Source organism: Pseudohongiella sp., assembly GCF_011050365.1.
Taxonomy (GTDB): Bacteria; Pseudomonadota; Gammaproteobacteria; order Pseudomonadales; family Pseudohongiellaceae; genus Pseudohongiella.
Map to the genome: position 1 here is coordinate 130,465 of NZ_DRFV01000003.1, position 14,249 is coordinate 144,713.

Below are 14,249 nucleotides of genomic sequence, written 5' to 3' on the forward strand. Positions count from 1 at the left end.
TCGAGAAAGGCTTTGAAGAACGTAGTAACCAATGTAGTGACTGGTTTAGTGACTGGCGCCGCGAGAACCGCTCTGTACTGCACCGTCATTGTCGCAGGCAACGCCTATGCGCAGTCCCCCGCACCCGCCATATCAGTGTCCGGAGCGAATGAAGCGCTGACCGACAATATACGGGTTCATGTGGGCACCCCCGAGGCGCGATGTGACAGCGGTCAGCGTCGCCTGAACCGGATGTTGCCGGCGATACGCCGGGATGTTGAACGCGCCGCTCAGGCGCTGGGTTATTATCGCGCCCGACATGAGATACAGATTACACCGGCCCCGCAAGACGGGGATGCCGATGCCGCCAACTGCTGGACGCTGAGCATTAACGTCACGGCGGGTGAACCGGTGCTGATAGGTGAGGTCAACGTGATTCTCAGCGACCAGCGCTATGCCAACCTGTTCAATTCTGTGCTGTCCGAGATCGATATTCAGCAGGGCGACAGACTTGTGCATACACAATACGAACAGCTCAAATCGCGATTGAGCGCACAAGCGGTCGACAATGGCTTTTTCTCTGCACGATTTACCCGCTCGGAGCTGGCCATCGACCTGCAGCGCAACCGGGCCGATATCAACCTGGAATTCGAACCGGGCGAACGCTTCCGCTTTGGCCGCATCCGCATCAGTCCTCTCGACGGCCTGTCCAATACGTTTGTTTCCCGCTTTCTCACCTTCGAGGAAAGCAGTGATTACTCAACTGATGCGCTGATCGAATTGCGCGAAAACCTGAACGACAGTCAGTATTTCAGTCAGATTTCGGTCACCCCCCAGCTGTCGCAGGCAACAGAGAACAGGGTTCCGGTGAACGTCGAGCTGGCCTTGCGACCCAGGCGATCGTATACAGCCGGCGCTGGCGTCAGCACCGACATTGGCCCCCGACTTCGTCTGTCGTACGAGGATCGTTACATTAACCGGCGCGGTCACCGCCTGAACGCAGATCTGGGCATTTCCACTTTGCAGCAGGATCCCAGCGTCAGCTATGTTATCCCGCTTAGCGATCCGGTTAATGACAGCCTGAGAATTTCCGGAGGCTTCCAGCGCCTGGAGACCGACAGCTACATTACCAACACCTACCGCGCAGGTGTGACCTGGCGCTCCGTGGTGTGGGACAACTGGGTGCAGAATATTTTCGTCAACTACCAGGCAGAACGCTCGGAATTGACCGATATTGCAGCGGCAGACAGGGTTGAGGAGCAGGTCAACTCGACCATCACCGGCATCAACTGGGCGCGAACCCGGGCCGACGATCCAATCTACCCGACTCAAGGCTGGCGCCTGTTTGGCCAGGTCAGCGGTGCTGAGGAAAACCTGTTGTCCGACATCACATTCGCGCAGCTCTACAGTAGCGCAAAACTGATTCACAGCATCGGGCCCGGTCGCTTACTGTTGCGCGCCGAAGCAGCAACCACATTGGCTGATGAGGTGCTGGAATTGCCCCTGTCGGTGCGTTTTTTCACCGGCGGCGACCAAAGCGTCAGGGGTTATCAGTTTGGCGCCCTCGGTGCCACCAATGCAGACGGTGACGTGGTGGGTGGCAAACACCTGCTGGTTGGCAGTGTCGAGTACGATGTACCCGTTGTCGGCGGCTGGCACGCGGCGGTGTTCTATGACACGGGTAACTCATTCGCCGATTTTAATGACATGAAACTCAGGGACAGCGCAGGCATCGGTGTACGCTGGCGCTCTCCGATCGGCCCGATACGACTGGACGTGGCACGTGGCTTCGACGACGGCAGCTTTCGGCTGCACATCACCATGGGGCCGGACCTGTGACCGGGACAACGGCAACACCGGAACAGCGCCCCCGACAGCTGCTGAAGTGGTTGCTGCGTGTCCTGGCTGCAGTATTCCTGTTAGTGCTGATAACACTCAGCGCAATCAGTGCCGCGCTCGGGACGCATCGGGGCAGCCAATGGGTGCTGGCCCAGGCCAACGCGTTCATCAACGCAAACAGTGTTAATTTCCGCTATGAGAGCGCCGAGGGCACATTCCTGCGCGGCATCGACCTGTATGGTGTCAGTTACCGCAGCGGCAACAATATGGTCAGGGTTGAGCAGATTCACAGCCGCTGGAACCCGATGACCTTACTGGAAGGGGAATTCCACCTGCAATCCCTGCGCATCGCCGGCGTGCAGATTGACTGGCACAGTGACCCGAATGCGCCGACCGCCCCGCCCATGGTTCTGGATGATATTCTGCAGCCCATATTGCCATTGCCGATTTCGGTGCGACTGTCCAATGCCCGCCTGGATGGTGCAACCATCAATTACGATGACCTCAATTACACCATCAGTTCACTGGGCCTGAACATGTCGCTTCAGGGCCGGGCGCTGGACATTCAGGACCTGACCTTCGATGCGGCACCCGTGACGCTGGATGCCGAACTCGAGCTCGAACTGCAATCACCATACGCCCTGAGCGGCAACGCCAACTGGCAACTGGATGACAGTCTGCTTGAAGGCACCGAGGCACCATCGGGAGAGCTCACAGTAGATGGCGACCTGGACCGCCTGCAAATCGATCACGAGCTGTCGGGATTGACCGAGGTGACGTCCAGCGGCGAAGTGCAATTAGGCCTGGCACGACTGCTGAATGCGCGAAGCGATGCGCTGGACCTACGTGTCGATCTGCAGCACACGCTGGGCACACAAACCCTGCCCGGACCCGGTATGGAGATGTTTACCGTGCAGGCATTGACCCTGCGCACCCAGGGCACGCCGGAGGATCTGGCACTGTTCGCAGCAGCGCGCCTGGACATTGATCTGGCCGATGACTTTGTGCTGGAGACCGATCTCAATTTGCGCGCTGCGCTGCGCGGTAGCCAGTTCCGGTTGGACGAGTTGGCCATGCGCACCGCCACCGGCCTGTTGGCAATACAAGGTAGAGTGAACTGGGCCGACGGTATTGCGGTTGATTTGAGCTATGAACTCGATGAGCCGTCACCGGGCGATTATATTCCCGGCCTGCCCGAAAGCATGGCAATTCAGGATTTGCGTTCCAGTGGTCAGGTAGCCTTCAACCAGGACCCACCCTCCCCGTCAGGAGAAGCCGGGCAGATGGCCCTCGCATTCAGTACCAACGACCTGCAGGCGACCGTCAATGAATACACATTTACCGGTGATGGTGGTTTCGACTTCGACGGCATCAACTGGACAGTGGACTCATTCGTGCTGCAAACCGGTGAGAACCGTATGGCATTGACCGCCTCACTGAACGACGGCAACATACTCAACGCTGAGGCCAGTATTGATGCCCCGACGTTGAGCGCTATCTATCCGGAACTGGGTGGCCGGCTGCACGCAGATGCAACTGTAACCGGCACACTTGAACAGCCGGTGATTGATCTGGATCTGACCGCCAATGACGTCGTGCTGGGCGCACTGAGTATCCCCGAACTTGTCGTCACCGGACAAAACCGCGGCGGCATGAACGAAATTGAGCTGACGACCTCCAACATTCAGGTTCCAGTGGGTGATACCACCGAAACCATCACTGATGCGCTGTTGCGCTTGCGCGGGCAGCCCGACGCACACAATCTTCTGTTACGCATCGACAGCTCCCTGGTCAACCTGCGTCTGAACGCAGACGGCAGTGTCACCAATGGCGGCTGGCAAGGGCGCCTGTTGAGCAGCGAAATCGACTCCGACTACGGCCGCTGGCAGCAAACACAGACGGCAGACTTGTCGCTGACTGCGGCTCAAATGAATCTGGATACGCTGTGCTGGGACATGGCTGCAACCAGCCTGTGTGTCGATGCAACGTTGACCGACAGTGAGCAACTTGCAGCACAGATTATGTTGCAGGACTACCCGCTGACAGCTCTCAACGACGTCCCGTCAGAGCGGAATATTGCGCAGACGACGGGTATGGACTTCCATGCCGCCACTGCTGCCAGCGCTGACATCCGCCTGCCATTCACCCTGCCTGCGGATATGGCCCTGGAGGGAACAGTCTCACTCGACGCGACAGTGACGGGTGCCATATCTGACATCAACGGACTGAACATTGATATCAACACCAGCAGCGAAAATGGCAACTTTTATTTACAGTCAGAGCCGTCTGTTGATGAATTGGCAGGCAATGAACTAGCGGAACCGCTGATCACTCACTTTGTCTGGTCCAATATTGCACTGCAGGCCAGTCAGCAAAACCGTGAATGGCAGGTAAGCAGCCAGATTCAGTTTGTTCAGGAAGATCCGGACAGCACTGCGGCTGCCATGCGCGGCTCAGCCAACGCCAGCCTGCGCATGACCGAGGCCCGCGAGCTGGATGGCAATGTGCAATTGGACTTTGATGACCTGGGCTGGGTTGAAGCGCTTGCGCCACAGCTGACCAACGTAACCGGCGAGCTGGACGGACGACTGAATATCGACGGCTCACTGGCATCGCCCGTGGTTGGTGGCGACATCATGCTCAGCGAAGCCGGATTCCAGATGCCCGCCTTGGGACTGGATATGCGGGCTATAGAAATCACTCTGAGTAGCGATGACGCGGATGTGTTCACGTTATCCGGCTACGCCGAGTCAGGCGTCGGCTCTCTTGAGTTCAACAGCGATATAATGCAGCCATTCAGCGACGAGCGCAGTCTGACGTTACAGATCGCCGGCACCAATTTTGTCGTGGCAGATCTGCCCGACCTGTCTGTCGCCATCAGCCCTGACCTGCGCGGCACTGCCAGCCTCGATGGCATCGATATCAACGGACAACTCATTATTCCTCGCGTTGCTGCCCGCATTACGACGTTGCCGGAAAGTGCCGTGGATGTGTCCAGTGATACTGTCATTGTGGCCGCCGACGAGGACAGTGACGTCCGCAACGCGGCGCGCGTCGATCGCGGCATTCTTGCTGACATACCGCTGACCGGGGATATCCAGCTCATTCTCGGCGATAGTGTCAATATTGCCGGCTTCGGGCTCAATGCACGCCTGACCGGCCAGCTTGATATCGACCAGCGGCCAGAGGCACCGCCGCTGACCTACGGCGAACTGGAGGTGGCAGAAGGCAGTTTCGAAATTTACGGCCGAACCCTGAACATCGAACAGGGGAAACTGTTGTTCATGGGAACCTATGACAATCCCGCCATCGACATCCGCGCCGTGCGCACGGTGGAAAACATGCGTGTTGGTGTGCAGATGAACGGCACCATGCGTGATATCCGCAGCAGCCTGTTCTCTACCCCGACACTGCCCGACGGTGACATTCTGGCAGTGATGATCACCGGCCGCCCGATCGCTGAAATCGGCACGGAGCAGGACGGCAATGCGCTGGTAGGTGCAATTACGTCTTTGGGCATCAAACAGGGTCAGGGACTTACCGATCAGATTCAAAACCAGCTGGGGCTGGACACGTTTGCTATTAACAGCCGCGGTGATGTCAATGACAGCAGCCTGATGCTGGGCAAGTACATAACACCGCGTATATTCATTCGCTATGCCGTCGGTCTTTTCGAAACTGAAAACAGCCTTGAGATTGATTATACGATCAATGATCGGGTCAAGCTGGAAGCGACATCAGGACAAAGCCAGAGTATCGACCTGACTTATACGGTTGAGCAGTAATCAGAACAGCGAACGTTCATTGGCGACGTCAACAATCGGGATAACATCCACGGCTACCGTAAGTTTGTGTTCGCCGCCACCGGTCATCACGCCCTTTAACGGCGTCACATCAGCGAAATCGCGTCCCCAGCCCAGGATTATATAGCGCTCGTCCGGCACACAGCCATTGGTCGGATCCACTTCCTGCCAGCCCCAGCCGGGAATAAAAACGGCGACCCAGGCATGCGTGGCATCAGCGCCCAGCAGTTTTTCCTGACCGGGCGGTGGCGAAGTTTCCATATAACCACTGACATAGCGCGCGGCCAGGCCGATGGAGCGCAGGCAACCAATCAGCAAATGCGCAAAGTCCTGACACACGCCACGCTTTGTCTCCAGTACTTCCTGCAACGGAGTTGCCAGCGTGGTGGAATCTTCATCGTAGGTAAACTCATCAAATATGCGCTTGTTGAGCTCGAGCAAGGCATCGCGCAACAGCCGACCGGAGGCAAAATTGACCCGGGCGTACTCCATCAACGCCGACTGCCTTGCGATAAAAGGTGAATCCAGCACGAACAGCCGGGCAGCAATACTGTCCCTGTTGCCACTGCGAACAGCGCACGACATCTCTGCCGCTGCGTCCTCCCATGCCGTGCCGGAAAAAAAATCCTGCGCTGGCCGCGGAAAGGTCTCCACTTCACTGGAAACCACCACCTCCAGACTGTTATGCACCGCTTCAATGGCAAAGTAAGTGACCCGGTTGCCAAAAAAATCCTGTCGCTCAGAAAAACCAAGCCCGCCCGGATTGATGATCAACTGAGTATTACTGCTGGTCTGCCAGGGCAATTGCCGTGGCAAAATGCGTGCCTCGTTGTGGCTGAGCGTCGCCGGCCCACTGTACTCGTAACGGGTCAGATGTTTAAGCTGATATTTCATCAGTGACCCACCTCCATGGTGACCAGTTGACGTGACGCCTCCACATGGCTGAAATGACTGTGCGAAACGGCATTGGACAATTCCGCCATGGGTTCTATCAACTCATCCAGCAAATCCATCAGAATCTCGCGGGCCTCTTCCGAATGCTCAAGATCAGCAAGACTTTCGATATCAACCAGGTGCAGCGTGCTGGAGGCCTGAATAATCAGCCGGTTCTCGAGGTTGCGATAGGACGTGTTTTCGTCCGTGGACGGTAAACGTGCCACTTGACGCCCCAGTCGCTTGAGCATATACCCCACGGAGCGCGGATTGGTTTCATCAAACAACAACAGGTCCAGGATGGCGGACGGGTGCAATTGCGAGCGGTAGCGTCGACGGTAGACGGTGAAATTATCAGTGGTGGCCAGAACCACCTCCCACAAGGGAATACCCGGCTGGTTGGCGGTCAGCAGTGCCAGTTTGAGCAACTGCAGGGTACCCAGTATACGCTCTATAAAGCGTCCGATATCGAGGAACCGCCAACCATAGTGATGGGGCATGGTCTCATTGCACAAGCCGAAAAAAGCCGCCAGATCGATCACGATCGCTTCCAGCAAGCGCTGACCGGCTACCGCGCCTTTGGTGCGGGCGATGGCATTGCAGCGTTGACGTATACTACTGACCGAGCGCCAGGCATCATCGCCCAGGTGATCGCGCACCGCCCGACTATTGCGGATAAAATGACTGAAGGTCGCCGGCAGCCCGTCGGGTGCCTGGTCAGATAGCAGATGCAGTAGCCGATCGCGCGCCAGCAGATATTCCGCAGAAAACCGCGGGTGTTCGCCCATGGCTGCGAGCTCCTCGGCAAGCTCATCCTCATCAGGCGCGACACCCAACGCTGTGAGCAGATCCGGCAACAAAGTGACCACCGCCTCTTGTGGACTCTCCTGCAACAACCGGCCCAGGGCTTCGCGCAGCAGTCGGGCCCGGATATCCAGACGCTCTCCGTAACGCCCCATCCAGAACAGGCTCTCTGCCACCCGACAGGGCAGATCCTTGCCGTCCCGGGTGACCAGTATCGGTCCCTGCGCCTGCCGCAGCATACTGACATGCGGTTGTGGCGATTGTGCCAGTACCCAAATGTCCTTCACCACCCGGCTCTTCATCATGGCAGTGCCCGGCTCACCGACCCAGGCCAGGCCTCCGGGCATGATCCGGAAGGCATGATCACGCACCGGTTTGTTGATGTATTCCGCTTCGATAGCGGAGAAAAAACGTAAAGTGGTGGTTTGCCTTTCCACGGATTTACTCACCGGATTGAATCCGGGCGTCACTGCGGCCCGCAGCGGTTTCTGGGCGGTAAACAGGTGCGGCCGCGATTGCAGATCAAAACGCAGTGTCTGCACCGCTTCCAGTCCCATCTGATCGACATGGTAAGTTTTACCGGGACGGGTGATGTCTCGCAATACCCACTCGTCCATCGAGCTCCGGATCTGCTCCAGTGCCTGCGGATCGCCGCACCAGAGCGCGTCGCGGCCACGCAGCATCAGAGTTTCGCCCAACAGCCGCTGACACAGATCCGGCAAAAAAGCGGCCAGTGCCGGGTGCTCCAGCACCCCGGCGCCCAATGCGTTGACCACATGCACATGCCCGCTGCGCGCTGCCTGCATCAGACCCGGCACGCCGAGCAGGGAGTCCGGCCGCAGCTCCAGTGGATCACACCAGGGATCATTGATATGGCGCATGATGACATCCACCTGATGCAACCCACCCAGCGTCCGCACCGCGACCTGACCATCCCGGACCACCAGATCGTCGCCTTCCACCAGCGGAAAGTTCATGTAGTTTGCCAGCCAGGCATGTTCAAAATAACCTGGGCTACCGGGACCGGGCGTCCACAGCACGATATTGGGCTCCTGGCGCTGATTGCTTGCCAGACTGGCCAGACAACGGTGCTGGGCCTGCAGAAATCCGGCCAGACGCTTCATTGGCGCATCCCGATAAACGCCAGGTAATGCGCGTGACAGGGTTATTCGATTCTCCAGCGCATAACCCACGCCCGCAGGTGACTGAGTCCAGTCAGCCAATACCTGCCACTGCCCCTGTTCATCACGAATGACATCAGTCCCGTGAAAAATCAACAGTGGCCGATCCACCTGTGATGGCGAATCAGCTGCGGAAAACAGGAATGCGGGATGGGTAAACACGAGCTCTGGCGGTAGCAGACCTTCATCGATGACCAGCCGCTCGCCATAAAGATCATCCAGCAAAAGCGCCAGTAATCGGCTGCGCTGTCGCAGACCGGCTTCAAGGTAAGACCAGTCGTCATCACTGATCACATAGGGCAGACAATCCAGGCGCCAGGAGCGCAACTGTCCCGGATCATCTTCATAGGGGTTAAAGGTGACACCGTTTTCGTGCAGCAGACTCTGCGCTTCTTCGCTACGGGCGACCAGGGTATCGGCGCCCATGGCGACAAATTCGGCCAGCAAGGCCTGCCAATGCGGGCGTGGCTGCTGACCGGGACCGAGCAACTCATCGCGGCCGTTGTAACCGGGATAGTCGCCCAGCAGGTCATTCAAGGCAGGATCTTTAATGCCCGAAGGCTGCATATCGTTTACCGCAGTGTGGTGTACTGCCAATTTGGCCGGGGGAACATTATAGACCAGTGCCGGCAACACCGGCACGTCTTAAATCCAGCGTATGCGGATAATCCTGCCCTGGCGCCTGCGGCACATGGTCGATCTTGCCGTGGCTGTGGCCATGTGCCCAGAAGCGCGCCATGCGGCGTGCCTCGGCTTCGTTGGCATTGACCGGGAAAGTCTCATAGTTACGCCCGGCCGGATGCACCACATGGTAGGTACATCCACCCATGGAGCGTTGATGCCAGGTGTCTATCAGGTCAAACACCAGCGGCGCATGTACCTTGATGCGTGGGTGCAATGCCGACGGCGGCTGCCAGGCCCGATAACGCACAGCGGCAACGGCTACCCCCGGCATCCCGGTGGACTGCAGCGGCACTTTATAACCGTTGCAGGTCAGCACATGTCGTGACGGGTTGAAGTCGGTAAGCTTCACTTCCAGACGTTCCACGGAAGAATCCACATAACGCGCGGTGCCGCCGCCACTGGCCTCTTCCCCCAGTACATGCCAGGGTTCGATCGCCTGACGCAGGCTCAGGTGCGTACCTTCATAGCGCACCTCACCAATCATCGGGAAGCGGAACTCCAGAAACGGGGCAAACCATGACAGATCAAAGTCAAAGCCGTGCTCGCGCAGGTCAAACAGGACATCGGCAAGATCCTGCCAGATAAAATGCGGCATCATCCATTTGTCGTGCAATGCCGTGCCCCAGCGCACCAGCGGTTTGCGGTAGGGCTCCTTATAGAAACGCGCGACCAGCGCCCGAATCAACAATTGCTGCATCAGGCTCATTTCCGGGTGCGGTGGCATTTCGAAACCGCGTAGCTCCAGCAAACCCAGCCTCCCGGTGGCTGAGTCCGGGGAATACATCTTGTCGACACAGAACTCGGCACGATGGGTATTACCGGTAATATCGGTCAGCAGATTGCGCACCAGGCGATCCACCAGCCAAGGCTCCTTGACATCACCCCTGGGCATTTGCGACAGGGCGATTTCCAGTTCATACAGGGCCTCGTGACGGGCCTCATCCACACGCGGCGCCTGGCTGGTCGGCCCGATAAACATGCCGGAAAACAGATACGACAAACTGGGGTGGTGTTGCCAGAAAGTCAACATGCTGCCCAGCAGATCCGGACGGCGCAGGAAAGGTGACTCTTCCGGCGTGCGCCCGCCCAGAGTGACGTGATTGCCGCCGCCAGTGCCGGTATGACGCCCGTCCAGCATGAATTTTTCCGTACCCAGCCGGGTCAGCCGCGCTTCCTCGTACAGGATACGCGTATTGTTAACCAGATCCGGCCATGACGAGGCCGGCATGACGTTAACTTCAATAACTCCCGGGTCCGGCGTAATCATGAACTTTTCCAGACGCGGATCGGCCGGCGGCGAGTAGCCCTCAATACATACCGGCAGATTCAGTGCTGCCGCCGTATGTTCAACGACCGCCAGCAAGCTCAGATAGTCCTCCAGAAGTGGCAGCGGCGGCAGGAATACAAACAGTTTCCCCTCGCGTGCTTCGATGCACAGCGCGGTGCCGATGACGCCTTCGTCGGCGGCATCCACCAACTGTTCCTGCCAGTTCTGTCCGGCTGCCAGGTGATGGTGCCCGGGCGTACCCGAGACTTCAGTCGGCACATGGTTATACATGCGCGCCACCTCCCCCGCCTGTGTATGCAGATCATCCAGATCGGGCAACTCTGCAAATGGCGAACGCGGCTGGATCTCTTCTCGCTTTTTGATTGGCAACGAAGACAGCGGCAGCCTCAAACCCATCGGCGAGTCACCCGGAATCAGGAACAGATGGTCACGTTTCAGCGGCCAGTGCCCAGTCATCCAGCGATCCTTCTCGCGCGTCAGCGGCAGCGTCAGTCCCACGGGTTTATCCAGACCGCGCTCCAGTACCCGCGCCAGCCGCGCGCGATTGATATCATCGCTCAGATCTTCAGCGTGCAGGTCGAGATCCGCTGGCTGCTGTTGCTCCAGCCACAGATAGTAGTAGGCATCTTCGTAACACGGTATCAGGAAACGACCGGGCACCTTGAGCGCAGTTACCAGAGCGTTGGCAAAGCCCCTGGCCTCTTTTTCGCCATAACCATAGTCCCTGTCGATGTCAGCCAGCCACTGGTCGTCACGCCACATGGGTTTGCCATCCCGGCGCCAGTAGCAGGCCAGTGCCCAGCGTGGCAGAACCTCACCCGGATACCATTTACCCTGTTGATACTGCAATAAGGAGTTGGGCGCGTAATGCGGGCGCAAGCGCTGCATCAACTGTTCTGACAATTTACGTTTGGTGGGCCCCTGCGCGGCAATGGTCCATTCTGGTGCATCCATATCATCAACTGACACAAATGTGGGCTCGCCGCCCATGGTCAACCGGACATCCAGCGCGTCCAGTTCACTGTCCACGACATTACCCAGTTCTTCAATATCCGACCACTGCGCATCGGTATAAGGTTTGGTGACGCGCGGATCTTCGTGCACCCGGGTCACGCTCATGTCAAAGCCAAAGGTCACTTCCGTGGGTTCGGTAGCACCGGTAATCGGGGCCGCACCCGCCGGGTCCGGCGTCGCCGCCAGCGGCAAATGGCCTTCGCCGGCAAACAGACCCGAGGTCGGGTCCAGACCTATCCAGCCTGCACCCGGAATAAACACTTCACACCAGGCATGCAGATCGGTGAAATCCTTGTCGGTACCGGACGGACCGTCCAGCGCCTTCACATCGGCGGTCAATTGCACCAGGTAGCCCGAGACGAAGCGTGCGGCCAGACCCAGTCGGCGCAGGATATGCACCAGCAACCAGGTCGAGTCGCGACAGGACCCACGAGCCAGCTTCAGTGTTTCCTGTGGCGATTGCACGCCGGGCTCCATACGAATCAGGTATTCGATATCCTGTGCCAGGCGTTGATTCAGGCCCACCAGGAAACCGGTAATATCTGTTTTTTCTCGCTTGACGCTGCTCAGCCACTTATCCAGCAGCGGCCACGACTGGTTACTTTCCAGATAAGGTGCCAGCTCTTTACGCAGATCAGGTGGGTAATCGAAGGGAAAATGCTCGGCATACTCTTCCACAAAAAAGTCAAACGGGTTCACCACCGTCATCGGGGCAATGAGTTCAACTTCGATATGCAGGCGGGAGATTTTTTCCGGAAATACCAGGCGCGCGATGTGGTTGCCAAAGGGGTCCTGTTGCCAATTGATGAAATATTCACCCCCGGTTATTTTGAGGCTGTACGCATCAATGGGCGTGCGGCAATGCGGTGCCGGCTTCAGCCGGACCTGATGTGGACCAACCTCAATAGGCCGGTCAAAATCATAACGGGTGGAATGTTTCAGTGCTACGCGGATGGTCATCGGGTTAGGCTTCCAGAGAGTATGTTAAGAGGATAGCAACGCCTGTGCCAAAAGCAAGTTATCATAATTTTATTAGCAAACAGTTGTCAGCTCGCGCGAGCCGTGAAAAGATAGATGCAGAGAACAGACTTTCCAAAGCTGGTACACAGATTGCTTCACTGTGTTCATACAACCTGGTTTGACTGAACTGGTTTATACAGGTTGGTTTAAACAAATTGGTTCGCACAGAACGGGTTCAGACTGATCAAGACACAAAGCCAAAACGAGGGTGAATGAGCAACATCAACTGGGAAGAATACAAAGCTACCGGATTCTACGACGAACTGATCGCTGCTGACGGCAAACCACGCCCGGAAGCCGACAAGTTATGCCAGTATCTCGCCAACCTCGACGCCCGGGAACTTCAGGAGCACAAGACCGCTGCCGACGTTGCCATTCAGCTGATGGGCATCACCTTTACTGTATACACCGAAGGCGCCATGATCGACCGCGCCTGGCCCTTTGATATCGTGCCGCGCATCATACCGCTACAGGAATGGCAAAAGACCGAAGCCGGCCTGAAGCAACGCGTACAGGCCCTGAACATGTTTATCAATGACCTGTATCACGATCAGAAAATCATCAAAGATGGTATTTTCCCCAGGGAACTGCTGACTCACTCGGTCAATTTCCGGCCCCAGTGCGTGGGTATCAAAACACCGCATAATGTCTGGGCTCATATATGTGGCTCAGACCTGGTGCGCGACAAGGATGGCACTCTGTATGTGCTGGAAGATAACCTGCGGGTACCGTCGGGTGTGTCCTACATGCTGGAAAACCGCAATGTGACCAAACGCGTGATGCCAGAACTGTTTGCCTCCGGTCAGATCCAGCCAGTGGACGATTATACCTCCCAGCTTTATGACATGCTGGCATCAATGTCACCACGCCCCGGAGATGATCCATCCATCGTCATCCTGACACCCGGCATTTATAACTCCGCCTACTACGAGCATGCCTACCTGGCACAACAGATGGGCGTGCAGCTGGTGGAAGGCTCGGACCTCGTGGTGGGTGACGACGACTGCGTCTACATGCGTATGGTAGACGGCCTGTCACGGGTTGATGTGATCTACCGCCGTGTTGATGACATGTTTCTGGATCCCGAAGTTTTCAACCCCGAGTCTACACTGGGCTGCCGGGGCCTGATGCGCGCCTGGCGCAAAGGCAATGTCGCACTCGCCAATGCGCCCGGCGCTGGCGTCGCGGACGACAAGGTGGTGTACGCCTTTGTGCCCAAAATCATCAAATACTATCTTGATCAGGAAGCGCTGTTGCCTAACGTGCCCAGTTACCTGTGCATGTTTGAAGATGACCGTAATTACGTGCTCGACAATCTGGACAAACTGGTCGTTAAACCCGCCAATGAGTCCGGCGGTTACGGCATGATGATCGGCCCGCACGTAAGCAAAAAGGAGCGTAAGAAATTTGCCGAACTGATCAAGGCAGATCCGCGCAACTACATGGCACAGCCGACACTGGCGCTGTCCACCTCACCCACCTTGATTGACCATGGCATGGAATCACGCCACGTGGATTTACGCCCCTTTATTCTGTCGGGCGAATCGACTTTCGTAACCACCGGCGGGCTGACGCGCGTGGCGCTGACCAAGGGTTCACTGGTGGTGAATTCATCCCAGGGTGGCGGCAGCAAGGACACCTGGATAGTCGACATCGACGGCCTGACCAATAGCCCCGGACTTTCACAGAGAGCAGGTAACTAAA

6 protein-coding genes are annotated in these 14,249 nt (G+C 57.4%); 3 read left to right on the forward strand and 3 right to left on the reverse strand.

The genetic code is table 11. The features are described from left to right. Positions 1-12 precede the first annotated feature (12 nt). Both ENH71_RS03665 and ENH71_RS03670 read left to right on the forward strand, forming a co-directional pair. Positions 13-1,818, forward strand: a complete 1,806-nt coding sequence (locus ENH71_RS03665) for an autotransporter assembly complex protein TamA (protein WP_294133351.1) — start codon at positions 13-15, stop codon at positions 1,816-1,818. Further along, the gene (locus tag ENH71_RS03670; protein ID WP_294133352.1) at positions 1,815-5,603 is read left to right on the forward strand and encodes a translocation/assembly module TamB domain-containing protein; all 3,789 of its coding nucleotides are present in this window, start codon (positions 1,815-1,817) and stop codon (positions 5,601-5,603) included. Before ENH71_RS03665 ends, ENH71_RS03670 begins: the two co-directional genes overlap by 4 nt. Here the strand turns inward: ENH71_RS03670 and ENH71_RS03675 are convergent, their stop codons facing one another. From ENH71_RS03675 to ENH71_RS03685, 3 genes are read right to left on the reverse strand one after another with little or no spacing between them, the layout of a single operon-like run. Next, positions 5,604-6,515: a transglutaminase family protein gene (locus tag ENH71_RS03675; protein ID WP_294133354.1), complete on the reverse strand. Its 912-nt coding sequence runs from the start codon at positions 6,513-6,515 to the stop codon at positions 5,604-5,606. Next, positions 6,515-9,181 (reverse strand): circularly permuted type 2 ATP-grasp protein, encoded by a 2,667-nt coding sequence (locus tag ENH71_RS03680; RefSeq protein WP_294137488.1) that lies wholly within the window; start codon positions 9,179-9,181, stop codon positions 6,515-6,517. Before ENH71_RS03680 ends, ENH71_RS03675 begins: the two co-directional genes overlap by 1 nt. Next, positions 9,153-12,485, reverse strand: a complete 3,333-nt coding sequence (locus ENH71_RS03685; protein WP_294133360.1) for a transglutaminase family protein — start codon at positions 12,483-12,485, stop codon at positions 9,153-9,155. The genes ENH71_RS03680 and ENH71_RS03685 overlap by 29 nt, the downstream gene beginning before the upstream one ends. Before the next feature lie 272 nt (positions 12,486-12,757). Here ENH71_RS03685 and ENH71_RS03690 point away from each other — a divergent pair, with 272 nt between their 5' ends. Beyond that, the gene (locus ENH71_RS03690) at positions 12,758-14,248 is read left to right on the forward strand and encodes a circularly permuted type 2 ATP-grasp protein (RefSeq protein ID WP_294133363.1); all 1,491 of its coding nucleotides are present in this window, start codon (positions 12,758-12,760) and stop codon (positions 14,246-14,248) included. Position 14,249 lies beyond the last annotated feature (1 nt).

Bases quoted from the DNA above. Each gene is read 5' to 3' on its own strand.
- ENH71_RS03675 (WP_294133354.1), bottom strand. From the start codon at position 6,515: ATGAAATATCAGCTTAAACATCTGACCCGTTACGAGTACAGTGGGCCG.
- ENH71_RS03685 (WP_294133360.1), bottom strand. From the start codon at position 12,485: ATGACCATCCGCGTAGCACTGAAACATTCCACCCGTTATGATTTTGAC.
- ENH71_RS03690 (WP_294133363.1), top strand. From the start codon at position 12,758: ATGAGCAACATCAACTGGGAAGAATACAAAGCTACCGGATTCTACGAC.